Annotated in this window: 20 protein-coding genes and 1 riboswitch; of the genes, 10 read left to right on the top strand and 10 right to left on the bottom strand. The window is 66.8% G+C overall.

Annotated elements, in window-relative coordinates:
• Positions 1-123: 123 nt before the first annotated feature.
• From ACFC0O_RS22575 to ACFC0O_RS22585, 3 genes are read left to right on the top strand one after another with little or no spacing between them, the layout of a single operon-like run.
• A complete protein-coding gene (locus tag ACFC0O_RS22575; RefSeq protein WP_375960919.1) occupies positions 124-1,455 on the top strand; it encodes a hypothetical protein in 1,332 nt (443 codons plus the stop codon).
• Entirely contained in the window at positions 1,452-2,426 is a 975-nt protein-coding gene (locus tag ACFC0O_RS22580; protein WP_375960921.1) for a glutamate ABC transporter substrate-binding protein, read from the top strand. The genes ACFC0O_RS22575 and ACFC0O_RS22580 overlap by 4 nt, the downstream gene beginning before the upstream one ends.
• Positions 2,426-4,741 carry a tetratricopeptide repeat protein gene (locus ACFC0O_RS22585; protein ID WP_375960923.1) on the top strand — a complete coding sequence of 772 codons (2,316 nt, stop codon included), beginning with the start codon at positions 2,426-2,428 and terminating at the stop codon, positions 4,739-4,741. The genes ACFC0O_RS22580 and ACFC0O_RS22585 overlap by 1 nt, the downstream gene beginning before the upstream one ends.
• A 238-nt stretch (positions 4,742-4,979) precedes the next feature.
• Here the strand turns inward: ACFC0O_RS22585 and ACFC0O_RS22590 are convergent, their stop codons facing one another.
• The 3 genes from ACFC0O_RS22590 to fgd form a co-directional block, all read right to left on the bottom strand.
• Positions 4,980-6,176 (bottom strand): acetate kinase, encoded by a 1,197-nt coding sequence (locus ACFC0O_RS22590; protein ID WP_375960925.1) that lies wholly within the window; start codon positions 6,174-6,176, stop codon positions 4,980-4,982.
• Positions 6,173-8,251 carry a phosphate acetyltransferase gene (pta, locus tag ACFC0O_RS22595; protein ID WP_375960927.1) on the bottom strand — a complete coding sequence of 693 codons (2,079 nt, stop codon included), beginning with the start codon at positions 8,249-8,251 and terminating at the stop codon, positions 6,173-6,175. The genes ACFC0O_RS22590 and pta overlap by 4 nt, the downstream gene beginning before the upstream one ends.
• Before the next feature lie 102 nt (positions 8,252-8,353).
• On the bottom strand, positions 8,354-9,394 hold the full coding sequence (gene fgd, locus ACFC0O_RS22600) for a glucose-6-phosphate dehydrogenase (coenzyme-F420) (protein ID WP_375960929.1): 1,041 nt from the start codon (positions 9,392-9,394) through the stop codon (positions 8,354-8,356).
• A gap of 163 nt (positions 9,395-9,557) precedes the next feature.
• Here fgd and ACFC0O_RS22605 point away from each other — a divergent pair, with 163 nt between their 5' ends.
• Positions 9,558-10,316: an HAD-IIA family hydrolase gene (locus tag ACFC0O_RS22605; protein ID WP_375963727.1), complete on the top strand. Its 759-nt coding sequence runs from the start codon at positions 9,558-9,560 to the stop codon at positions 10,314-10,316.
• Positions 10,317-10,328: 12 nt separating this feature from the next.
• Here the strand turns inward: ACFC0O_RS22605 and ACFC0O_RS22610 are convergent, their stop codons facing one another.
• From ACFC0O_RS22610 to ACFC0O_RS22630, 5 genes are all read right to left on the bottom strand, one after another.
• The gene (locus ACFC0O_RS22610) at positions 10,329-10,775 is read right to left on the bottom strand and encodes a MarR family winged helix-turn-helix transcriptional regulator (RefSeq protein WP_375960931.1); all 447 of its coding nucleotides are present in this window, start codon (positions 10,773-10,775) and stop codon (positions 10,329-10,331) included.
• Complete coding sequence (locus ACFC0O_RS22615) at positions 10,772-11,410, bottom strand: type 1 glutamine amidotransferase family protein (RefSeq protein WP_375960933.1); 639 nt, start codon at positions 11,408-11,410, stop codon at positions 10,772-10,774. Before ACFC0O_RS22615 ends, ACFC0O_RS22610 begins: the two co-directional genes overlap by 4 nt.
• 99 nt (positions 11,411-11,509) lie before the next feature.
• Positions 11,510-12,724 (bottom strand): O-succinylhomoserine sulfhydrylase, encoded by a 1,215-nt coding sequence (locus ACFC0O_RS22620; RefSeq protein WP_375960935.1) that lies wholly within the window; start codon positions 12,722-12,724, stop codon positions 11,510-11,512.
• The gene (locus tag ACFC0O_RS22625; RefSeq protein WP_375960937.1) at positions 12,721-13,143 is read right to left on the bottom strand and encodes a rhodanese-like domain-containing protein; all 423 of its coding nucleotides are present in this window, start codon (positions 13,141-13,143) and stop codon (positions 12,721-12,723) included. Before ACFC0O_RS22625 ends, ACFC0O_RS22620 begins: the two co-directional genes overlap by 4 nt.
• Before the next feature lie 16 nt (positions 13,144-13,159).
• A riboswitch (SAM riboswitch) is annotated at positions 13,160-13,275 on the bottom strand.
• Positions 13,276-13,335: 60 nt separating this feature from the next.
• A complete protein-coding gene (locus ACFC0O_RS22630; RefSeq protein ID WP_375960939.1) occupies positions 13,336-13,773 on the bottom strand; it encodes a hypothetical protein in 438 nt (145 codons plus the stop codon).
• Between the two features lie 289 nt (positions 13,774-14,062).
• Between ACFC0O_RS22630 and ACFC0O_RS22635 the strand changes: the two genes are divergently transcribed.
• Entirely contained in the window at positions 14,063-15,451 is a 1,389-nt protein-coding gene (locus ACFC0O_RS22635) for an FAD-dependent oxidoreductase (protein WP_375960941.1), read from the top strand.
• Between the two features lie 90 nt (positions 15,452-15,541).
• Complete coding sequence (locus tag ACFC0O_RS22640; protein WP_375960943.1) at positions 15,542-16,420, top strand: amidohydrolase family protein; 879 nt, start codon at positions 15,542-15,544, stop codon at positions 16,418-16,420.
• Here the strand turns inward: ACFC0O_RS22640 and ACFC0O_RS22645 are convergent.
• The gene (locus tag ACFC0O_RS22645; RefSeq protein ID WP_364649792.1) at positions 16,407-16,889 is read right to left on the bottom strand and encodes a DUF456 domain-containing protein; all 483 of its coding nucleotides are present in this window, start codon (positions 16,887-16,889) and stop codon (positions 16,407-16,409) included. The genes ACFC0O_RS22640 and ACFC0O_RS22645 overlap by 14 nt on opposite strands.
• 120 nt (positions 16,890-17,009) lie before the next feature.
• On the opposite strand from ACFC0O_RS22645, the gene ACFC0O_RS22650 reads away from it, so the two are divergent.
• Positions 17,010-18,107 (top strand): CaiB/BaiF CoA transferase family protein, encoded by a 1,098-nt coding sequence (locus ACFC0O_RS22650; protein WP_375960945.1) that lies wholly within the window; start codon positions 17,010-17,012, stop codon positions 18,105-18,107.
• A gap of 226 nt (positions 18,108-18,333) precedes the next feature.
• Complete coding sequence (locus tag ACFC0O_RS22655) at positions 18,334-18,897, top strand: hypothetical protein (protein ID WP_375960947.1); 564 nt, start codon at positions 18,334-18,336, stop codon at positions 18,895-18,897.
• A gap of 151 nt (positions 18,898-19,048) precedes the next feature.
• On the opposite strand, the gene ACFC0O_RS22660 is transcribed toward ACFC0O_RS22655, so the two are convergent.
• On the bottom strand, positions 19,049-19,594 hold the full coding sequence (locus ACFC0O_RS22660; protein WP_364649801.1) for a YceI family protein: 546 nt from the start codon (positions 19,592-19,594) through the stop codon (positions 19,049-19,051).
• Positions 19,595-19,695: 101 nt separating this feature from the next.
• Between ACFC0O_RS22660 and ACFC0O_RS22665 the strand changes: the two genes are divergently transcribed.
• Together ACFC0O_RS22665 and ACFC0O_RS22670 are read left to right on the top strand one after the other, a co-directional pair.
• A complete protein-coding gene (locus tag ACFC0O_RS22665; RefSeq protein ID WP_375960949.1) occupies positions 19,696-20,517 on the top strand; it encodes a helix-turn-helix transcriptional regulator in 822 nt (273 codons plus the stop codon).
• A 66-nt stretch (positions 20,518-20,583) separates the two neighbouring features.
• Positions 20,584-23,208, top strand: coding sequence for a LuxR C-terminal-related transcriptional regulator (locus ACFC0O_RS22670; protein WP_375960951.1), 2,625 nt, complete (start codon positions 20,584-20,586; stop codon positions 23,206-23,208).
• Positions 23,209-23,322 lie beyond the last annotated feature (114 nt).

Consider the following 23,322-nt stretch of genomic DNA (forward strand, 5'->3'; position numbering starts at 1 on the left):
CATCCTCGGACCCGTGCCGTACAGAGATCCGGGTGTTCCCGCGTCACGGCACAGGTACGTCCACAATAAGCTCATCCGAGTGCTACAAGTCGATCGTCCGGTTTCGGTCAGTGGGAGGTGAACATGGTTCGCACCGAGCAGTTGCGGCTGGACGAGCTGTCCCCCCGCGCGGCCGCGGCGGCCGTGCGCGAACGGCTCTCGACCACCGAGATGCGGCTGTTCGCACAGTCCTCACCGGCCAAATTGATCGCCGTCGGACTGGTGCTGCTGGGCATGTGCCTGGCGGCGGGCGTGGTCACCGCGAGCGCGGTGAACAATCGGCAGCACGCGCTCGATGTGCTTTTGGATCAGAGTGAGCCGGACGCGTATTCGGCGCAGCGGCTGTACACCGCGCTGTCGGTGGCGGACGCCTCGGCGGGCACCGCGTTCATCTCCGGCGGGCTCGAACCCAAGACCGTGCGCGACCGCTACAACCAGGCGGTCGGCGAGGCCGCGGCCGAACTGGTGACGCAGTCCAATCGCAGTGGCGGAGACGGGGATACGCATCTGCGCACCGGCATCTCCACCGGACTGCCGGTGTACTGCGGCATCGTGGAGACCGCGCGCGCCAACAATCGCAGCGGACTACCGGTCGGGGCGGCCTACCTCAGCGAGGCGTCTAACCTCATGCAGGGCACCGTGCTGCCAATGGCGCAGGAATTGCAGGAGCATCGCGCCGCCGCCATCACCAGCACCCAGCGCAGTCATGTACGCCCGCCGTGGCCCGCCATCGTGACGCCGCTGCTGGCGGTGGCGGTGCTGGTCGCGGCGCAGTGGTTCCTGTTCCGGCGCTGGCATCGGGTGCTCAATGCCGGACTGCTGCTGGCCACCGGGACCATGGTGGTGCTGCTGGGCTGGACGGTCATCGCCGGATTCATCTCCGCCGTCGACACCACCGACTCCCGCGATTCGGGCAGCATTCCCACCGCGGCGCTCACCGAGAGCCGCATTCTCGCCCAGCAGGCCCGCACCGCCGAAACGCTGAAGCTGGTGCGGCGCGATACCAGCGCCGAATACGACAAGACCTTCGACCAGGCCGTAGGCAAACTGCAGGCCATTCTGGCGGGATATTCCAGCCACGCGCCCGGCGCGACCGAGGTGAAGACCGCGAGCTCGGCGCTGGATCGCTGGAAGGCCGCGCATCAGCGCATGAACGACGCGCTCTCCAAGGGCGACTTCATCGGCGCGGGCGCGGTCGCCACCGGACCGGGCGCGAACGAGGCCACCGCCCAGGTCGACGCCCTCGACACCGCCCTCGGCAACGGCATCACCGATACCCGGAACGAATTGCGCGCCAACACCTCCCACGCCGCCCGCACCCTCGATCTACTCGCCCCGGGCGCACTGGTGCTGAGCACCGCCGCCGCCGTATTGGTCGCCGCGGGACTGTGGCCGCGACTACGGGAGTACCGATGAACCGACACTCGGCGCTACGAACCATCGGTGTGATCGCGGCCGCGCTCGCGGTCGTGAGCGGCTGCGCGGACGGAGCCGCGCCCGCACCGTCGAGCCATGTGCCCAGCTATATGGAACCGCCGCTGCCCTCGGGAGCCGTTGCGGCACAGACGCAGACGCCGCTGCCGCCATCGGTGGACAACTGTGGGGATCCAACGGCGAGCCTGCGACCGGCGAGCACCGCCGGGCCGAGCGTGGACGCCATTCGAGCGCGCGGGCGACTGCTGGTCGGATTGGATCCGGGCAGCAATCTGTTCAGCTTCCGGGATCCGACCAGCGGGGCGCTCACCGGATTCGATGTGGACATCGCACACGAACTGGCGCGGGATCTGCTCGGGAATCCGGATGCCATCGAATACCGCATTCTCGGATCCGCCGATCGCGAGCGCGCGCTCCAGGAGCACACCGTCGATGTCGTGGTGAAGACCATGACCATCAATTGCGAACGGCGGCAACGGGTCACCTTCTCCACCTCGTATCTGCAGGCCCATCAGCGGGTGCTCACGGTGCGCAATTCCGGCGTCTCCGGGCTCACCGATCTGGCGGGCAAACGATTGTGCGTGGTGCGCGGCACCACCTCGCTGGATCTGGTGCGCATCCAGCAGCCCGCGGTCTCCATACTGACCGTGCCGAGCTGGGCGGACTGCCTGGTGGTGCTGCAGCAGCGACAGGTCGACGCCATCAGTACCGATGACACGCTGCTGGCCGGACTGGCCATCCAGGATCCGGCCATCGAGGTGGTCGGGCCGAACCTCAGCACCGAGCAGTACGGCATCGGAATATCCCAGGGCTCGGACGATCTGGTGCGCTTCGTCAACGGCACCCTGGAACGCATTCGCTCCGACGGCACCTGGAATCGCCTCTACCACCGCTGGCTGGCCACCGAACTCGGCGACGCCGCCATTCCGCCCGCGCCGAGGTACCGCGACTGATGCACACCCCACAGGAGCCCGACCCGACCCAGGCCACCGAGCGCGTGGCCGAACCCACCCAGGCCACCACGCGGCACGAGGAGGCCGAATCGGCTGCCACCCAGCAGCATTCGGCCTCCGGCACGGCGGTGAGCACCGGGCGCACGCCCACCCGGCCCTCACAGCGCACCGCGCGAATGGCGCGGACGCGCCCCGTGGTGCGACGGCTCGGGGCCGGACTGGTGCCGATTCCGGCGGTGGAACAGGTTGATCCGGAGAAGGCGGTGCTCGCCGATCCGATGGTCGCGGAGGGCCGCCGATTCTGCTGGCGCTGCGGCAAACCGGTGGGGCGCGCCACCGCGGCGCGTCCGGCCGCCACCGCCGGGACGTGCGAGACCTGCGGTGCGCCTTATGATTTCCGGCCGTCGCTGCAACCCGGGGATCGCGTCGCGGGACAGTACGAGATCCAGGGCTGTATCGCGCACGGCGGGCTCGGCTGGATCTACCTGGCCATCGACCGGAATGTGAGCGACCGCTGGGTGGTGCTCAAGGGCCTGCTGCACGCCGGTGACGCCGAGGCGCAGGCGGTCGCCGTGGCCGAACGGCAATTCCTGGCCGAGGTGGTGCACCCGAGCATCGTCAAAATCCACAATTTCGTGGAACATCCGGGCTCGGACGGCTCCCCCGTCGGCTACATCGTGATGGAGTACGTCGGCGGGCATTCGCTGCGCGATCTGCTCGAACAGCACACCCGGCCCGAACGCATGCCGGTCACCGAGGCCATCGCGTACCTGCTGGAAATCCTTCCGGCACTGGACTATCTGCATTCGGTGGGCCTGGCCTACAACGATCTCAAGCCGGACAACATCATGGTCACCACCGACCGGGTGGAACTCATCGACCTCGGCGCCACCGCACCCTTCGAAGCGTACGGAAACCTGTACGGCACCAGGGGATTCCAGGCGCCGGAGATTCCACAGACCGGGCCCACCATCGCCTCGGACATCTATACGGTCGGCCGCACCCTGGCGGTGCTCACCCTCGACCTGCCCATGGAGAAGGGCGCGTACGTCGAGGGCATCCCGGCGGCGAAGGATCAGCCGGTGCTGGCCCGGCACCAGTTCTTCCACCGGCTGCTGCTGCGCGCCACCGATCCGGATCCGGATCGACGCTTCGGGTCCGCGCGACTGCTCAGCGGTCAGCTCACCGGTGTGCTGCGGGAAATCCTCGCGGTCGAGACCGGCAATGAACATCCGCAGCTGTCAACGCTTTTCAGCCCGCCGCGCACCAGTTTCGGCACCGCGGAATTGGTGGCGCAGACCGATGGACTCATCGACGGCGTCGAACGCGGCACCCTGCTGCGTCCCCGCGATGTGGTGGCCGCGCTGCCGGTACCGCTGGTCGATCCGACCGACCCGTCCGCGGCGCTGCTGGCCGGGGCCGCACACCCCGAGGCCCGGCACGCGCTGGACGAACTGCGGCACGCGCGCCAGCGCGCGGCGGCCGAACCCGGCGGCGCACCGGAGACTTTCGAACTCGAGGTGACCCTGGCCGAGGCGCGCGCCCATCTCGATCTGGAGGAACCGGCCGCCGCCCGCATGCTGCTGCGCCGCCTCACCGATAATGGGGAACCACCGTCCCAGGATTGGCGCGCGGACTGGTACCTGGGCATGATCGAACTGCTGGAACAGGATTACGAACGCGCCTTCGCCCGCTTCGATGCCGTGCTCCAGGCCATCCCGGGTGAGATAGCACCGAAACTCGCGCTCGCCGCCACCGCGGAACTCATTCTGCAACACTGGGATTCACCCGATCCGGAGGAATGGCGCGCCTACGCCGAGAACTACTACGCCACCGTCTGGCGCACCGATCGCGGTGTGGTCAGCGCGGCGTTCGGCCTGGCCCGGCAACTCGCCGCCGCCGGGGATACCACCGCCGCCGTGCACGCCCTGGACGAGGTGCCGCCCGCCTCGCGGCACTATTCCGAGGCCCGGATGACGGCGGTGCTCATGCTGCTGGCCAGCATGCCGGTCGCACAGCTCGACGAAAGCACGCTGCACGTGGCAGCCGCTCGCGTGCAGGCGCTGCCGCCCGGCGAGAGCCGCACCGCGCAACTGCGCATTCTGGTGCTCGGCACCGCATTGGGCTGGTTGCAGGCGGGGAATGCCCCGAAAACGGGTGATGCCAAGATATTCGGCGCACCATTCACCGAACGGGATCTGCGGCGCGGTATCGAAACCGGTCTGCGCGGTCTGGCCCGCTTCGCGCCCGGGCGCACCCACCGGTACGCGCTGGTGGATCTCGCCAACGCGGTGCGCGCCAAATCCTGGTTCTGAGAACACAGCGGCCCGGTTCCGGGAAGACCGGAAGGCCCCGTGCCGCACTGCGTACCTTCGGAGGCAGCCGAGAGGATCCGGGTACTGGCGAGGGAGGGTCAGTACCCAGCGCAGTTGTGCGTTGGGCGGCACGGGTTCCGGTGGATCCGCGCTCGGGGGGAACCGGATCCGAGTAGCACTCTGGCAGACCGATCGTGATGTTTTGGTGAAGATGCTCGGAAAGCGGCTGCCGCGCTGGTCAGCCCACCAGGCGGGCGGCCGCGCGCGCGATGGCCAGTTCCTCGTTGGTCGGCACCACCAGCACCGCGACCTCCGCGCCCGCCGGTGAGATGTACCGGGCGGAGCGATCTTTGGCGGTATTGCGGGCCGGATCCACCTCGATGCTGAAACGCCCCAGATCGGCCAGCGCGGCCGCGCGCACCGCGGCGGCGTTCTCACCGACGCCGGCGGTGAAGGTGATCGCGTCCACCCGGCCCAGTTCCACCAGGTACGCGCCGATATAGCGGCGCAGGCGATGAATGTAGACGTCGAACGCGAGTTGGGCCGCGGCGTCCCCGGTCTCGATGAGGCGGCCGAGTTCGCGGAAATCGTTCACCCCGGACAGGCCCTTGATACCGGACTGCCGGTTGAGCAGGGCATCCACATCGTCCACATTCATATCCGCGGTGCGAATCAGATGGAAGATGATCCCCGGATCCAGATCCCCGGACCGGGTTCCCATGACCAGCCCCTCCAGCGGCGTCAGGCCCATGGTGGTGTCGACCGCTTTCCCACCGCGGATGGCGGAGGCGGACGCGCCGTTACCCAGGTGCAGCACAATCTGATTCAGCTCGGACGGGTCTTTACCGAGGAATTCGGCGACCTGCCCGGAGACGTATTCGTGCGAGGTGCCGTGGAAGCCGTACCGGCGCACGCCGTGCGCGGCGGCGACCTTCGCGTCGATGGCGTAGGTCTTGGCGGCGGCGGGCAGCCCGTGGAAGAAGGCGGTGTCGAACACCGCCACCTGCGGGACATCCGGCAGCAATTCGCGCGCACTCTCGATGCCCACCACATTGGCCGGATTGTGCAGCGGCGCAAGGGAGGACAGGTTCGCGATGGCCTCGACCACCTCATCGGTGATCAGGGTCGGCTCGTAGAACACCTCACCGCCGTGCACCACGCGATGCCCGACCGCGCGCAGGCCCTCATCGGCCAGATCGTGGCCGCTCTCGGCGAAGATGTCGAAGACCAGGCGCAAGCCCGCGGCATGATCGGGCACTTCCCCGTCATGCTCGAAAGTCTTGCCGTCACTCTGGTGTTCGATGCTGGGCGAGCCCTCGGCGACCGGTTCGCCGATCCGCTGCACCATCCCGGCCGCGACCACATCGGCCGATTCCGGGTCCAGCAGCTGGTATTTGATCGACGACGACCCGGAATTGATGACCAGGACCTTCACTTCGCCTCCCCCTGCGCCTGAATGGCGGTGATGGCAACGGTATTGACGATATCGGCGACCAGCGCGCCGCGCGACAGATCGTTGACCGGCTTGCGCAGACCCTGGAGTACGGGGCCGATGGCCACCGCACCGGCGCTGCGCTGCACCGCCTTATAGGTGTTGTTACCGGTATTGAGGTCCGGGAAGATGAAGACCGTCGCCTGCCCGGCCACCGCCGAATCCGGCAGTTTGGTGCGCGCCACCGTCGGCTCGATGGCGGCGTCGTACTGGATCGGGCCCTCCACCAGCAGTTGCGGTGCGCGCTCGTGCACGAGTTTGGTTGCGGTGCGCACCTTTTCGACATCAGCGCCGGAACCGGATTCGCCCGTCGAGTAGGACAGCATCGCCACGCGCGGATCGATGCCGAACTGGGCGGCGGTGCGGGCCGACGAAATAGCGATATCCGCAAGCTGATCCGAGGTCGGATCCGGCACCACCGCGCAGTCGCCGTACGCGAGCACGCGATCGGCCAGGCACATCAGGAACACACTCGACACCGTGGAGACGCCCGGCTCGGTCTTGATGATCTCGAAGGACGGGCGAATGGTGTGCGCGGTGGTGTGCGCGGCGCCGGACACCATGCCGTCCGCGACGCCCATATGCACCATCATGGTGCCGAAATACGAGATATCGGCGAGGTATTCGCGGGCGCGGTCCACCGTCATGCCCTTGTGCGCTCGCAGCCGCGCGTACTCCTCGGCGAATTCGTCGCGCAGCGGACAGGTGCGCGGATCGAGCACCTCGGCGGCCTCGATATCCACGCCGAGTTCGGCGGCGCGACCGCGCACGGCCGCCTCGTCACCGAGAATGGTGAGGTCGGCGATCTTGCGCTGCAGCACCCGGCCCGCCGCGCGCAGAATGCGATCGTCATCGCCCTCGGGCAGCACGATGCGCTTGCGGTCATTGCGGGCGCGTTCGATGAGCTGATACTCGAACATCTGCGGCGTCACGATATTCGGGATGGGAATCTCGATCTGCTGCAACAGTTCTCGCGCGTTCACCCGCTCCTCCATGAGCGCCAGCGCGGTATCCACCTTGCGGATGCTGGACAGCGATACCCGGCCGCGGGTGCGGGCCGCGGCCTTGGCGGTGGCGAAGGTGCCCAGATCCGTGGACAGGATGGGCAGTTTCGGCTTCAGACCCGCCATCAAGCGCGCGATGGACGGCGCGGGCTGCATATCACCGTTCATGATGATGCCCGCCAGCGACGGAAAGCCTTCCGCCTCATGGGCGTTCACCAGCGCCAGCAGCACGTCGGAGCGATCGCCGGGCGTGATGACCGCGACGCCGTCGGTGAGCCGCTCCAGAATGTGCTCGGTGGTCATACCGCCGATGATCACGTCGAGGGCCTCGCGATGCAGCAATTCCGGGTCACCGCTGTAGATTTCGCCGCCGATGGCCTGGCACAGCTCCTCCATGGTGGGCGCCTGCAACAGCGGCACCTCCGGCAGCGTCCAGGACGGCACCGCGGCGGCCTTGGCCAGCGCGGCGGTATCGGCCTCCAGCTGATCGGGATCGCAGCGATTGGCGATCACCGCCACCAATTTGGCGTGCTCGGAAACGAGTTCGGTGCGGCACAGCTCCACCAGCTGACCCAGTTCGGCGGGCGTGCGCTCGGAACCGCGCACCACCAGCAGTACGGGCGCACCGAGATTCACCGCGATGCGGGCATTGAAGCGCAGTTCGCTCGGGCTCGCGACATCGGTGTAATCGCTGCCCAGGATGAGCACGGCATCGCACTGTTTGGCCATGGCGTGATAGCGCATGACGATCTCGCTGATCGCGGCGTCCGGATCGGCGTGCACCTGTTCGTAGGTGACGCCGATGGACTGGTCGTAATCGTCATCGGCGGTGGAATGTTCGAGCAGCAGCTCGAGAATGTAGTCGCGTTCGGTCGCGGATCTGGTGATCGGCCGGAACACTCCGACTCGCGGTGTCGTCGCGGCAAGCGCCTGCAGGACGCCGAGCGCCACCGTCGACTTGCCGGTGTCACCCTCGGGCGACGCGATGTACACACTGGAAACCGGTGAGGCCATAAAACAAGAGCGTACCGACCGGAATATAAAGATTTCCCGGGTGCGGCACCGACGTGCCGAACATCATGCGCCGCCGGTGACGCACCACACCCGGGAACCGAACTACAGCGCGCGCAGGCGCGGGGCCAGATCGCGCTTGAACAGATCGAGGAAGCGCAGCTGATCGTGACCCGGGGCGTGGAAGACCAGGTGGTTCAGGCCCGCGTCCAGGTACGGCTTGATCTGCTCGACGGCCTGATCCGGATCGCTCGCCACGATCCAGCGCTTGGCGATCTGCTCGATCGGCAGCGCGTCGGCGGCGGCTTCCATCTCGATCGGATCGGTGATGGAGTGCTTCTGCTCCGCGGTCAGCGACAGCGGGGCCCAGAAACGCGTGTTCTCAAGGGCCAGTTCGGGATCGGTGTCGTAGGAGATCTTGATCTCGATCATGCGATCGATATCGTCGACCGTGCGGCCGACCTTGGCCGCGCCCTCGGCGACGGCGGGCATGAGCTTCTCGGTGTACAGGTCCATACCCTTGCCCGAGGTGCAGATGAAACCATCACCCGCACGGCCCGCGTACCTGGCCACCAGCGGACCACCCGCCGCGATGTACACCGGGATGCCGCCCTTGGGCACGTCGTAGATGGACGCGCCGACGGTGCTGTAGTACTCGCCTTCGAAATCGACGCGATCGCCGGTCCACAGCGCGCGCATCAGATCCACCGATTCGCGCAGGCGCGCGAAACGCTCCTTGAACTCCGGCCATTCGCCCTTGTATCCGGTGGCGATCTCATTGAGCGCCTCGCCCGAGCCGACACCCAGCATCACGCGATTCGGGTACAGGCAGCCCATGGTGGCGAACGCCTGCGCGATCACGGCCGGGTTGTAGCGGAAGGTCGGGGTCAGCACCGAGGTGCCGAGCAGAATCCGCTCGGTGCGCTCACCGGTCGCGGCCATCCACGCCAGCGAGAACGGGGCGTGCCCGCCATTGTGCCGCCACGGCTGGAAATGATCGCTCACCGTCGCGCTGTCCAGGCCGTGCTGTTCGGCCGCGACCGCGATCTCCACCAGCTCTCGCGGACCGAACTGCTCAGCCGACGCCTTGTATCCGAGTTTGAGGTCTGTCACCGCGCCACTCCTTCGCCTTGTGCGCTTGGTCATGCGGGCCAACCTCCCGCGCCGCCGTTCGGATTCCCGGTTTACGGCTCCCTTCGCACCCTAGTCAGCGATGTGGCGGGGGTCGCACCCACCCGACACAACGGGGATAGCGGACAATTGGCCCGTGACCTCTTCCGAAGAACCGATCCTGTCCTACCTCACTGACATGGACGGGGTTCTCGTACACGAGAACCACATGGTGCCCGGAGCCGACCAGTTCCTGGCCGAACTGCGCGATAACAACATCCCGTTTCTCGTGCTGACCAACAATTCCATCTACACCGCGCGCGATCTGCAGGCCCGGCTCCGGCACACCGGACTCGATATCCCGGTCGAATCGATCTGGACCTCCGCGCTGGCCACCGCCACCTTCCTCAAGGAGCAGCGGCCGAACGGAACCGCCTATGTCGTAGGCGAATCCGGGCTCACCACGGCGCTGCACGAAATCGGATACGTCCTGACGGACAGCGATCCGGACTATGTCGTGCTCGGCGAGACCCGCACGTATTCGTTCGAGGCGATCACCACCGCGATCCGCCTGATCTCGGCGGGCGCGCGATTCATCGCCACCAATCCGGACCCCACCGGACCCTCGCGCGAGGGCATCCTGCCCGCCACCGGTTCGGTCGCGGCGCTCATCACCCGCGCCACCGGCAAGGAGCCGTACTACGTGGGCAAGCCGAACCCGCTCATGATGCGGTCCGCGCTGCGGCGGATCGGCGCACATTCACAATCCACCGTCATGATCGGCGACCGGATGGACACCGATGTCATCTCCGGTCTGGAGGCCGGTATGCGCACCATTCTGGTGACCACCGGCATCTCCACCCAGGCCACCGTCGAGCAGTACCCGTACCGGCCGACCGCAGTACTGCACTCGGTCGCGGAACTGGTCGGCAAGACCAAGTCCCCGTTCGAGGTCTGAAAGACGCAGCAGTTACTCGGATTCGATGGCTTCGAGCGCGGCCGACAGGTCCGTGAGCGAATCCACGATCCGGGTGAAGCGCTCCATGCCCAACTCGGCCACGAGCCGCGCGGCCCACTCGGCGTGCTGCGGGTTGATCCGCCGCACCGCTGCACGACCCTCCTCGGTACCGGCCACCAGCTTGGCGCGTTTGTGCTGCGGATTCGGGCGGTATTCGGCAAAACCCTTCTCCACCAGCAGATCCGCGATGCGCTGCACGCTCTGCCTGGTGATGCCCATCTCGCGGGCGATGCCCGCAACCGGCAGCGGTTCGTGCAGCACCGCGCCCAGCACCTGCCACCAGGCCGCGGTGAGCCCGGCCGGATTGGCCAATTCCTCTGCGATGGCGAGGAATTGGCCGTTCAGCTTGAAAGACGTGATCGCCGCCGTACTGAAGAGTTCCTGCTCGGTGCGGGTCATGCCGTCGCCGCGGCGCGGCTCTCCTCGTATTCGGCGAGCGTGAAGAAGCCCGCCGGATCATTCTTGCCGTAGAGCAGGTACCACGCCTCGAGGATGTGCGGTTCGAAGATATTCAGGCGGCCCAGGATGGCGCGGGCGAAATCGACCGGCAGGGTGCCACTGGCGGTGATGAGATCACCGTCGGTCACCGCGGGCTCGTAGACGAAGCCCTCACCACCCGAATATCCGCTCATGGCAAGGTATTCCGCCGCATTGCTGGTGTGCTTGCGGCCATCCAGCAGACCCGCGCTCGCCAGGCCGAAGGTCGCACCACAGATGGCGGCGACCGGGACACCGGCGGCGAGGAATGCGCGCGCCTTCTCGGCGAAGGCGTTCAGCTCACCGCTCTCCCAGGTGGCCGAGCCCGGCAGGATCAGCATGGCGCTGTCGGCGGGCGAGAGTTCATCGAGGGTGAGATCCGGCGTGACCCGCATACCGCCCATGGAGACGACGGAATCCTTTGTGGCCCCGACGGTTCGGACCTGCCACTCGCCGGGCTCGCGATGCCACAGCGGGCGGTTGATATGCGCGGTGGCGAACCCGGGCTCCCAATCGGAGAAGGTGTCGTACACGGCCAGGTGAACTGTTTTCGTCATGACAGTATCCTGTCATGTTTGACAGCATGCTGTCAACACTTCGTCCCGAAACGACGAAGGGCCGGAACCATGACGGTTCCGGCCCTTCGAGCTTTACGGTCAGCCCAGTGCGCGACCGAGATCGTTCAACAGATCCTCGACATCCTCGAGCCCGATCGAAATCCGCAGCACGCCATCGGAAAGACCGATGGCCGCACGGCCTTCCGGGCCCATGGCGCGATGCGTCGTGGTCGCCGGATGCGTGATCAGCGTCTTGGAATCACCGAGGTTGTTGGAGATATCGATGATGCGCAGACCGTTGAGCACCTCGAACGCGCGCTTCTTGGCCGCTTCGGGCTGCGCCTTCAATTCGAAGGTCACCACGGTGCCGCCGCCGGACATCTGGCTCCGGGCCAGTTCGTACTGCGGATGCGACTTCAGGAACGGGTACTTCACCCAGGCCACGGCCGGATGCTGTTCCAGGAACTCGGCGATGCGCAGCGCCGACTCGGTGGACTGGCGCACCCGCAGCGGCATGGTCTCCAGACCCTTGAGCAGCGTCCACGCGTTGAACGGGCTCAGCGCCGGACCGGTATGGCGCATAAGGGTTTTCACCGGGCCGTCGATGTACTCCTTCGACCCGAGAATCGCGCCGCCGAGCACCCGGCCCTGACCGTCGATGTGCTTGGTGCCGGAGTAGACCAGCACATCAGCGCCGAGATCGAAACCGCGCTGCAGCAGCGGGGTGGCGAAGACGTTGTCCAGCACCACCTTCGCGCCCGCCTTATGCGCGAGATCGCAGACCGCGCGCACATCGACCAGCGATTGCATTGGGTTGGAAGGGGTTTCGAAGAAGACGGCCTGGGTCGGCACCGACAGCGCCTCTTCCCACTGCGCCAGATCCTCACCGTCGACGAACACGGTCTCCACGCCCCAGCGCGGCAGGATCTCATTGGCCACCACGAAACACGAGCCGAACAGGCTGCGCGCGGCCACCAGGCGATCACCCGCGGCGAGCAGCGCGCCCAGCGCGGTGAACACCGCGGACATACCGCTCGCGGTGGCGAAGCACGCCTCCGCGCCGTCCAGCAGGCGCAGACGCTCTTCGAACATGGCGACCGTCGGATTGCCGTAGCGCGAGTACACGAAGTGCTCGATCTCGCCGGTGAACGCGGCCTCGGCGGCCTCGGCGCTCTCGTAGACGAAACCCGAGTTCAGGAACAGCGCCTCGGAGGTCTCGTCATAGCCGGAACGGCGCGTACCACCGCGCACACCCAGCGTGGCCGGGCCGACGCCCTCGGGTAGCGGCCGCTCGAACGAACCACCGGTGATCATGACTGCCTCCACGGAAGCCCATCGGCGCGCCAGCCTTCGCTGCCGCGGTGACCCTGCGCGTCCAGCGCGCCTTCGAAACCCTCGAGGACATTGAAAGAAGGGGAGATGCCGATCGCCGTGGCGGCGGTGGCCGCGCCGATGGAGCGCTGGCCGGAGCGACAGATGAAGATCACCGGCGCTTCCGAATCCGCGGCGCGCTCACGCAGAGCCTGCTGAAGTTGGTCCGTGAAGCGCGAATTGGGGGTACCGCTGGTGTCCACCCATTCGATCAGCGCGGTCGGCCGCCCGATGCCATTGGTATCGGGGACACCGACGAAACGCCATTCGGCTTCGGTGCGCACATCTACCAGCACCGCATCCGGATTGTCCCGCAACAGCTCCCACGCCTGCTTCGGCGTGATATCGCCCGCGTAGCTCACTTGTCGACCTCCTGTGAATCCGCACTTGCCGCACCGTTGCCCGATGCGCGGCCAGGTCGTCACCCGGAGCACCCCGCCGCGGAGGAGGGTTGCCGACCAGCCAGCCGGGGCTTGGCGCTGGTACTCATGACCTGGGATGAGATTGACCGAAAAATGGGCTACCTGTCAAACCGTGCGGGGTGTCGCGGCGGATCAGGAATCGCAGACCAGCCACAGACTGCCGGAACGGGTGAAGTGCCAGGTGGAGGTTGATTCCTTCCCGGCCGTATCGAAGGTGACCTGGGCGGTGGCCTTATCGCCGGACACCGCCGGATCGGTGAGTTTCACGAAGTCGAAGGCGGTGCCGTCACCCGCCTTGGCGGGGGCAAGCGGGGAGCGCTCCTCGCTGAATCCGTCGCAGACCACGCGGGGGTCCAGTGTGCCGGTGGCGCTGCGGGATTGGAGGAACTTGCGCGAGGCCAGGTCGAGCCGGTCCGAATCTGTGACATTCTTCTCAACCGGTGAAACCAGGGCGGCCACCACGATTCCGATGATGACCAGCACCAGCACGCCCGCCGCCACCAGGAACGGCAGCAGACTGCGCGCACTGCTCTGATCGATCGGTATCTGCTGGTCGTCGCCTTGTTCCATGACTCGATCATGCCCGGTCACGGCGGTGGCATCGGTCGCGACACCGGCATTCCGGGCTGCTGGACGTCCGCACAGTCGCGCGGCACCGGCGCGGGCGGGGGCTTCCGCCCACCGATAGAATCAGCAGAATTTCCGGACGAAAACGGAAATAGCAGGACCACGCAGCAACGCTGCAGCTTCGGGGATTCCAATGAAGGGCACCCCGGAGCGAGGGCGTCAACTTAGCCTAAGCTAAGAAAGACGGCTGAGACTTGACGGCAAGATAGTTCAACCAAAGGGTGCGCCAAGAATGACCGAACAAGCAGCGACCCGCCCGCTTCGTATAGCGATCGTGGGCGCCGGCCCGGCCGGAATCTACGCGGCGGACGCGTTGATGAAATCCGACGCCGACGTGAGCATCGACCTGTACGAGCGGATGCCCGCGCCGTTCGGCCTGATCCGCTACGGCGTGGCCCCCGACCACCCGCGCATCAAGGGCATCATCACCGCCCTGCACAAGGTGCTCGACAAGCCGCAGGTCCGCCTGCTCGGCAATATCGACTACGGCGTCGACATCAACCTCGAGGATCTGCAGCGCTTCTACGACGCGGTGATCTTCTCCACCGGCGCGAACGCCGACCGCGCGCTCGAGGTCCCGGGCATCGAACTCGACGGCTCCTACGGTGCCGCGGACTTCGTGTCCTGGTACGACGGCCACCCGGATGTGCCGCGCGAATGGCCCCTGGAGGCCGAGAAGGTCGCGGTCCTGGGCGTCGGCAACGTGGCCCTGGACGTGGCGCGCGTGCTCGCCAAGACCGGCGACGAACTGCTGCCGACCGAGATCCCGCCGAACGTGTACGAGGGCCTCAAGCAGAACAAGGCCCTGGAAGTGCACGTCTTCGGACGCCGCGGCCCGGCGCAGGCCAAGTTCACCCCGCTCGAGCTACGCGAACTGGACCACTCGCCGACCATCGAGGTCATCGTCGATCCCGAGGACATCGATTACGACGAGGGCTCCGAGGCCGCACGCCGGCACTCCAAGCAGGTCGACATGATCTGCAACACCCTCGAGCAGTGGGCCATCCGCGACGTCGGCAACCGCCCGCACAAGCTCTTCCTGCACTTCTTCGAGAACCCGGCCGAGATCCTCGGCGCGGACGGCAAGGTCGTCGGCCTGCGCACCGAGCGCACCGCGCTCGACGGCACCGGAAACGTCAAGGGCACCGGCGAATTCAAGGATTGGGACGTCACCGCCATCTACCGCGCGGTCGGCTACCTGTCGCAGAACATCCCCGCCCTGCCGTTCGACGATCAGGCGGGCACCGTGCCCAACGAAGCCGGGCGCGTGCTCATCGACGAGAACGCCGACGGTGCGGCTCGCTTCATGCCGCAGACCTACGTCACCGGCTGGATCAAGCGCGGACCCGTCGGCCTCATCGGCCACACCAAGGGTGACGCCAACGAGACCATCGCCTGCCTGCTCGACGACGCCGCGAACTTCACCGCGGCCGCCGAACCGGAACTCGATGCCGTCACCAAGTTCCTGGAGGACAAGGGCGTCCCCTTCACCACCTGGGCCGGTTGGTACCGCCTGGACGCGCACGAGCGCGCCCTCGGCGAGCCCGAAGGGCGCGAGCGGGTCAAGGTCGTCGAGCGCGAGGACATGCTGCGCGCCAGCGAACCGGACAAGGTTTCCTGATCAACCTGGTTCCCCTCGACTGACCTGGCCCAATCCGACAGGTGGACAAGGTTTTCCGCACTTGTCACCGTTGTGAGGCATGCTGATCACGTGTTCGATGCCCATCTCCACATCTTCGACCCGCGGTTCCCGCTGGCCGAGAACGAGGGCTACCTGCCCGACCCGTACACCGTCGCCGATTATCGACGCCGCATGCAGCGCTTCGATATCGACGGCGGCGCGGTGGTCAGCGGGTCGTTCCAGGGCACCGATACCAGCTATCTCCGGGCAGCCCTCGCCGAATTGGGTGCGGGCTGGGTCGGCGTCGTCAATCTGAACGAGGACGCCACCGACGCCGAGATCCTGGAACTCAACCGCGCGGGCGTGCGCGCGGTCCGGTTCAATTTCAAGCGCGCGGGCGGCGATATCGTCGGGCTCACCATGCTCGCACTGCGGGCCTACGAGCTCGCCGGATGGCATGTCGAGCTGTACATCGACGGATCGATGCTCGGCTCGCTCGAACCGGTCATCACCAAACTGCCCAAACTGTCCATCGATCACATGGGCATGTCCGACGATTGCCTGCCCTACCTGCTGAACCTGGTCGATCGCGGTGCCAAGGTGAAAGCCTCCGGCTTCGGGCGGGTCGCCATGAATGTCGGCATGGCGCTGCGCAAGGTGCACGCGGTGAATCCCGAGGCGCTCATGTTCGGGTCCGATCTGCCGGGCACCCGGGCCGGGCGGCCGTTCCTGGACTCCGATATGCGGATAATCTCCGATTCGGTCGGCAATGATCTGCACAAGGTATTGGACGACAATGCGCGCGCCTTCTACGGACTGCCCGCCAAGGAACGCCGTATCGAGGATCCGACGCCGACCGTGCCGCTGTTCGGACCGGAGTCGCCGACGCTGCGACTACACCGTTCCGAACTGCCGCTGCCGCCGCCGGACACCCTGCCGCTACCGCGGATCGACCCTAGGTCGCGATAGCGGCGATCAGCCAAACACCCGCTGCCAGTAGCGCACCGAACAATTCGACCAGCATGGACAGGCCGACGCCCTTGAGCGCGTGCACCGTCGACCGCCAGGCCGGTTGCTGTTCGCGCAACCGCTGCAACTCCGAAACATAAACGCCCAGAACGAATCCCAGGATCAGCCCGACCACCGGCACCACGAAGAAGCCGATGATGCCGAGCACCGCGCCCAGCAGCAGCGACCGATTCGGCACCCCCGCCTCACGCAGTTTGCGGCCCGGCCAGGTGTATTTGATGATGCCGCTGATCACCAAAAACGTTGCGCAGGCGGCGAATACGCCCCAGGCGGTCGCACCCCCGGTCATGATCGCCCAGACCAGGATGGCCGCCAGAATCAGGATCACGCCGGGCAGAATCGGCACGATCACCCCGAGCAGGCCGACAAGTATCGCGAGGCCGACCAAGACCTCGCCCGATGCACTCACTGTGGATCCTCCCGCTCGTACTCCCCCGCATTGTCGCTCATCCGGACCCGTCGCGTTATTGTCGTTTGGTCAACACCGGTGTTGTGGCCGGTGCGCTGGAACGATGAACCGAGGTAGGGCGTGAGCACTCCATCCACCGCCAAGCAGGGCCCGCTCGCGGGGGTCCGGGTAGTTGAACTCGCCGGGATCGGCCCCGGACCGCATGCGGCACTGCTGCTCGCGGATCTGGGCGCGGACGTGGTGCGGGTACAGCGGCCGAACCAGCTGCCCGGCTTCATGGAACGGGCACAGTGGCGCGGGCGCACCATCGTCGAGGCCAATCTCAAGGATCCGGCCGATATCGAGAAGGTGCTCGGGCTGATCGAGAAGGCCGACGTACTCCTGGAAGGCTTCCGGCCCGGCGTCACCGAGCGCATGGGACTGGGACCGGACGTCGCGCTGGAGCGCAATCCGAAACTCGTCTACGGCCGCATGACCGGCTGGGGCCAGTACGGTCCGCTCGCCGATCGCGCCGGGCACGACATCAACTACATCTCGCTCACCGGCGTGCTCAATGCCATCGGGCGCAAGGGCGAACGCCCGGTGCCGCCGCTGAACATGGTCGGCGACTTCGGCGGCGGGTCCATGTTCCTGGTCTTCGGAATTCTGGCCGCGCTGGTGGAGCGGCAGTCCTCGGGTAGGGGTCAGGTCATCGACTCCGCCATGATCGATGGGGCGCTTGCCCTTTCGCACATGATCTGGGGCATGAAGGGCGTCGGCCTCTGGTCCGATGAGCGCGGCACCAACCTGCTCGACACCGGTATGGCGTTCTACGACACCTACGAGACCTCCGACGGCAAGTACATGGCCGTCGGCTGCATCGAACCGCAGTTCTACGCGGAAATGCTGAAGGGCCTGGAGATCGATCCGACGGGCCTGCCCTTCCAGATCGACCCGAACGGCCAGGACGAACTCCGCAAGATCTTCACCGAGAAGTTCAAGACCAAGACCCGCGACGAGTGGTGGGCCATCTTCGAACACACCGACGCCTGCACCACCCCGGTACTGACCTTCACCGAAGCCGAACAGAACCCGCACATCCAGGCGCGCACCGGCCTGATCGAGATCGACGGCATCGTCCAGCACGCCCCGGCCCCGCGCTTCTCCCGCACCCCGGCCGGCATCCCCACCCCGCCCCCGAACGAGGGCACCCCGATCGAAACCGTTTGGGCCGACTGAGCGATACCCCTTCGCGGGGTAGGCGGTGGCATTCGATTCGAATGCCACCGCCTTTTTCATAGCCGACAGGTATGGAAGGCGTGATAGCGGTGGCAGATCACAGCACATGAACAGCTATTTAGCTTGAGTAGTGACCTCGCCAACCGATAGCTTCGAACAGCGCCGGGCCGACTGTCCCAGTCGGATTCGGGCCACATCGAAACTTGCAACCATCGGGGGAAATACCATGCTGTCTCGTCGCTCGACCATGCTCGCAACCCGCATCGCCACCCTGTGCGCGCTGCCCGTCGCCGCCGCCGTCATGCTCTCCGGCACCGCTCAGGCCGCCGCGGTCGACGCCCCGGTTCCGGCCACGCAGATCGACGCTCCGGCGGGGCCGGATCTGACCAAGGTGGGTAATGCCGCGCTCGTCGGCGCGGGCATCGGTGCTGTGGCGGCGGGTGTTCCGGCCGCGGTCATCGGTGCGGCCGGTGGCGCGGTCGCCGGTGGTGTCGTCGGAGCGGGTGCCGGATTCCTGGTCGGCATCGGGGCTCCCGCTCTTGCCACCCTGACCGCCGCCGCCGTCGGCTGCGCGACCACCGGTTGCGTCATCGATGTTCCGATCTTCGTGGCCGGGTTGGCCGCCGAGGCCGCGGGCGCTGCCGGTGGAATTGCGCTCGGCGCGGCGATCGGTGCGGTCGGCGGTGGTGCGCTCGGCGCGGCTGCTCTCGGTCTGCCCGCCGCGGCGGTCGGTGCGGGCATCGGCGCTGCCATCGGCGCGGGCGCGGGTGCCGCCGGAGTCGCGGGCTGATCCACGATCCGCGCGCCGTACGGAAACGGCGGCGCTGACGAAAGACGAAGCGGCGGCACCCCTTTCGGGTGCCGCCGCTTTCATATGGTCGGAACTGATGCCGACTTCCGTTGTCGGTGATCGGCTTCCGGTCGGGAAGCCGATGGGCCGATCAGGCGGAGGGCTCGACCAGCTGGATGTCGAGTTCGATGGCGATCTTGTCGCCGAGCATGGCGGTGGGCAGGCCGGCGGCGATGTTGAACTCGCTGCGCTTGATGGTGCCGGTGGCGGTGAAGCCGGCGTGGTGCTTCTGGTCGCCGGGGAACAGCTGGACGCCGCCCCACTCGACATCGAGGGTGACGGGCTTCACGACGCCGCCGAGGGTGACCTCACCGGTTACCTCGAACTCTTCGGCGATGTCGACCGGCTCGGTGACCTTGAAGTGCAGGGTGGACAGGTTGGCGGTATCCAGGATGTCGGCGCTGCGCACGTGGCCGTCGCGCATTTCGTTGCCGGTGTCGAAGGAGTCGAGGAAGATGGTGGCCTCGATGGTGACGGCCTTACCGGCCTCGTCCACCACGAAGGCGGTCTCGAACTTGTTGAAGCGGCCGCGTACCTTGGAGATGCCCAGGTGGCGGGCGGTGAAGTTCACCGAGGAGTGGTTGGCGTCGAGGTCCCAGGAACCGGAGGCCAGGCGGGTCTGCTCAGAAGTCGTCATGTCCACTATTCAAGCGGACCCCAGTCCGGTTAGCCACACCGTCTTGATCCTGGCACTGGCAGGGCTGGGATAACGAAGCCTGGAACAGGCACTATGGATATGTGTCCAGATCCGAGTTCGCCGAATTCCTGATCGCGCGCCGCGCGCAACTGCAGCCCGAAGACGTCGGCCTGCCCGCGGGGCGGCGTCGCCGCACCCCCGGATTGCGCCGCGAGGAGGTCGCCGCGCTCGCCGGTGTCAGCTCGGACTATCTTGCCCGATTGGAACAGGGCCGGGACAGCAACCCCTCCAGCTCGGTACTCGGCGCGATAGCGGATGCCTTGCGGCTCAACGAAGTTGAGCGTCACCACTTCGGCAGGCTCGCCATGAGCATGGAGCAGAAGGCCAGCTGCCCGTCCGCCGGACAGGCCCGGGAACAGGTCTCCGACACCATGCGCGCGGTCATCGACGCACTACAGCCCACACCCGCCTTCGCCCTCGGGCGCTGGCTCGACATCCTGGCCTGGAATCCGTCCTGGCGGGATTTCGCCGAACCGCTCGGCATGCTCGACGACTCCGTGCACGGCAATTTCGCCAACTACGTCTTCACCCATCCGGATGCGCCGAAATACGTCCGGAACTGGTCCGATGCCGCCGATATGCTGGTCTCGGCGCTGCGCAACACGCAGACCCGCTTCCCGGACGACCGCAGCCTGGAAGCCCGCATCACCGCGTTGCAGCGCTATCCGGAATTCGCCCGGCGCTGGCGCGAGCACCTGGTCATCGACTACCGCACGCACGTGCTGATCATCGAACATCCGCAGCGCGGGCAGGTCGAGGTGGAGATCGAATCACTGGATCCGCTCGCCGATCTGACCATCCAGGTCTGGCTGGTCGACCGCCGGAAAGCGCACGCCCCCGGATTGCGGCTGGTCAACGAATAAACCCTCACATTTCAGGCTATTTCGTTCCTCCCGCTCACAAAGGGCGAGCGAACTACAGTTGAAGCCATGGCTCGGAATTGGCCGATGGTCGAACGGGAGAGCGAGCTCGAGGCGATCACCGCCGCACTGACCGGCGATGAATTCGTCGGCGCGGTGCTCACCGGCGACGCCGGGGTCGGCAAGACCACCCTCGCCCGCCTGGCCACCGCGGCGGTGAACGGCAGCACCGGAAATATCCGCTGGGTGGCGGGCACCGAATCGGCCCGCAGCATTCCGCTCGGGGTGTTCGCGCATATGGTCGGGGTGTACACCGCCCACGATCCGGTCACCTTCATGGCCGCCGCGCGCGAGGCGCTGCTCGCGGACGGGCACACCATCATCGGCGTCGACGACGCGCATCTGCTCGATCAGCTTTCCGCCACACTGCTTTTGCAGCTCGCCATCGACAAGGCCGCGCATATCGTCGCCACCGTGCGCAGCGGGGTGCCGGTCCCGGACGCGGTGACCTCGCTGTGGAAGGACGGGCATCTGCTGCGCATCGATCTGTCGCCGTTCACGCAGCGGCAGAGCGTCGAGCTGGTGGAGAACATGCTCGGTGGGCAACTGGAGGGGTTCACCAGCAATCTGATGTGGGAATCCTCCGGGGGGAACGCGCTTTTCCTGCGGCACCTGGTCGAGGGCGCATTGGAGGCCGGGACGCTGCGGCAGGTCAACGGGGTCTGGCAATTGCGCGGAAGGGCCGCTGTCACTTCGCAATTGGCGGCGCTGCTGGAGGATCGGGTGGAGCAGCTGCCCGAACCCGTCCTGCGGGTGCTGGAGCTGCTCACCTTCTGCGAACCCATCGACCTGGACGTACTCGCCGAACTCACGGGCGAACAGGCCGTGGAAACCGCCGAATCACGCGGTGTCATAAGGATTGTCGAGCACGGGCGGCAACTGCTGGTGCGGTACAACCATCCGCTGTTCGGGGAGGTGATCCGGCGGCGGCTCGGCATCGCCTCGGCGCGGCGGCTGCGCGGACGGCTGTTCACCTCACTCAAGGAACGGCCGATCAACTCCGCCTCCGATCGCATCCGACTGGCCGAATTGGCTTTGGACAGTGATAAATCCGCGGATCTGGAACTGTTCGAGGCGGCCGCCGCCGATGCCATCGGATTGGCGAATCTGCCACTCGGAGAACGCTTCGCACGCGCGGCCGTGGAGCGCGGCGGCGGCGTCGAGGCTGCGGACCTACTGGCGCGCGCACTGCTGTGGCAGGGACATCGCATCGAGGCCGAACGCACCCTCGCGGCGTTCGACCCGGATCAGTTGAATGAGGTGCAGCTGGCGCGCTGGGGCTCGACGCGCGTCTCGAATCTGCTGTGGTCCATGGGCGATGCCGACCGGGCCGACGAAGTGCTGGAATCGGTGCGCAGCCGGGCCACCCATCCCAAGATCGTCGCCATCCTGGACGGGGTGGCCTCCGCGTGCGCGGTCAACGAGAACAAACTCGACGAGGCGTTCGCGTACGCCGAACCCGTCATGGCCGCGAAAGACGTTCCGCCCTGGGCGGTGTGGTGGGCGGCGTTCGGTGGCGGACTCGCGCTGGCGCTGATGGGACGCGGGGAGGCAGCGCGGCAGTACGCCGAACGCGGGCATGCCATCGAATCGCATATCGACGGGCTGAACCGGTTCATGTCCACGCACGCGGAGGTGCTGGCGCTCACCTTCACCGGGGATATGGATGCCGCACGGCGTTGTGCCAGTAGCAATTACACGTACTCCTCACCCGGGCAGTATCTGGCGTGGGGCATGACCAAAATCCTGCAGGGCACCGTCGACGTCGCACAGGGGCGGTTTCCCGAAGGCATCGACAATCTCGAACAGGCGCTCGCGGCACTGACCACCGAGGGCAAGGCCGCCTGGATGTTCCCCGCGAGACTGCAACTGGCGGAAGCGTATTCGGCGCTGGGCCGGGCCTCGGAGGCCGCCGAATCCATCGCGGCGGCCGAGGAACGCGGCGGCAGGCACAGCGCGGTGTACGAACCCATGCTGGAGATCGCCAAAGCGTGGCAGGCAGCGGCGGAAGGCACTGCGACACCGGCGATTCGGCTCGCACTGGGCGCCGCCGACGCGGCGGCGCGATCGCATCAGCACGCCATCGAGGCCATGGCGCTGCACACCGCGGCTCGCTTCGGGGACCATTCGGTGGCGGGACGGCTCGCCGATCTGGCGGCCCGGGTGGACGGGCGGCTGGTGCAGGTGCAATCGCGGCACGCGGTGGCGGTCGCCGCCCACGACGGGGCCGGATTGGATACCGCCGCAGCCGAATTCGAGGCCATGGGGGTATTGCTGTCGGCGGCCGACGCCGCCGCGCAGGCCGCGTCCGCGCATGAGCGGGCCGGTGATCGGCGGCGGCTGCTGGAATCGGCCGCCACCGCGAATCGGCTCGCGGCCGCATGCGGTGGGGCGAGTACGCCCGCGCTGCGGCAGTCCGCGCAACCGCTACCGCTCACCGCGCGCGAACGCGAGATCGCGAATCTGGTGGCGGCGGGGCTGTCGAACCGGCAGATCGCGGATCGGCTGACCGTTTCGGTGCGCACCGTGGAGGGGCATCTGTATCGGGCGTGCATCAAGCTCGATGTCACCGATCGCGAGGCGCTGGCCGAGTTGATGCTCGGCGGGGCACCTTCCGGCAAATTGGAGCCGTGAGCTGCCGAAGCATCTTGAAAATGCTTCTACCAGCGATTGTGGGATATCTCTCGAGCATCACCGTCAGGTAACGAATCGATTGATTCACATCTGGAATCACCCGTTTCCTTTCAG

The organism is Nocardia sp. NPDC056100 (assembly GCF_042266325.1).
Taxonomy (GTDB): Bacteria; Actinomycetota; Actinomycetes; order Mycobacteriales; family Mycobacteriaceae; genus Nocardia.

What these genes read in the sequence shown, in the direction of transcription:
- ACFC0O_RS22585 (WP_375960923.1), top strand. Translation starts at nt 2,426, where the DNA reads ATGCACACCCCACAGGAGCCCGACCCGACCCAGGCCACCGAGCGCGTG.
- ACFC0O_RS22655 (WP_375960947.1), top strand. Translation starts at nt 18,334, where the DNA reads ATGCTGTCTCGTCGCTCGACCATGCTCGCAACCCGCATCGCCACCCTG.
- ACFC0O_RS22575 (WP_375960919.1), top strand. Translation starts at nt 124, where the DNA reads ATGGTTCGCACCGAGCAGTTGCGGCTGGACGAGCTGTCCCCCCGCGCG.
- ACFC0O_RS22670 (WP_375960951.1), top strand. Translation starts at nt 20,584, where the DNA reads ATGGCTCGGAATTGGCCGATGGTCGAACGGGAGAGCGAGCTCGAGGCG.
- ACFC0O_RS22580 (WP_375960921.1), top strand. Translation starts at nt 1,452, where the DNA reads ATGAACCGACACTCGGCGCTACGAACCATCGGTGTGATCGCGGCCGCG.
- ACFC0O_RS22605 (WP_375963727.1), top strand. Translation starts at nt 9,558, where the DNA reads ATGGACGGGGTTCTCGTACACGAGAACCACATGGTGCCCGGAGCCGAC.
- ACFC0O_RS22635 (WP_375960941.1), top strand. Translation starts at nt 14,063, where the DNA reads ATGACCGAACAAGCAGCGACCCGCCCGCTTCGTATAGCGATCGTGGGC.
- ACFC0O_RS22660 (WP_364649801.1), bottom strand. Translation starts at nt 19,594, where the DNA reads ATGACGACTTCTGAGCAGACCCGCCTGGCCTCCGGTTCCTGGGACCTC.
- ACFC0O_RS22630 (WP_375960939.1), bottom strand. Translation starts at nt 13,773, where the DNA reads ATGGAACAAGGCGACGACCAGCAGATACCGATCGATCAGAGCAGTGCG.
- pta (WP_375960927.1), bottom strand. Translation starts at nt 8,251, where the DNA reads ATGGCCTCACCGGTTTCCAGTGTGTACATCGCGTCGCCCGAGGGTGAC.
- fgd (WP_375960929.1), bottom strand. Translation starts at nt 9,394, where the DNA reads ATGACCAAGCGCACAAGGCGAAGGAGTGGCGCGGTGACAGACCTCAAA.
- ACFC0O_RS22610 (WP_375960931.1), bottom strand. Translation starts at nt 10,775, where the DNA reads ATGACCCGCACCGAGCAGGAACTCTTCAGTACGGCGGCGATCACGTCT.
- ACFC0O_RS22620 (WP_375960935.1), bottom strand. Translation starts at nt 12,724, where the DNA reads ATGATCACCGGTGGTTCGTTCGAGCGGCCGCTACCCGAGGGCGTCGGC.
- ACFC0O_RS22615 (WP_375960933.1), bottom strand. Translation starts at nt 11,410, where the DNA reads ATGACGAAAACAGTTCACCTGGCCGTGTACGACACCTTCTCCGATTGG.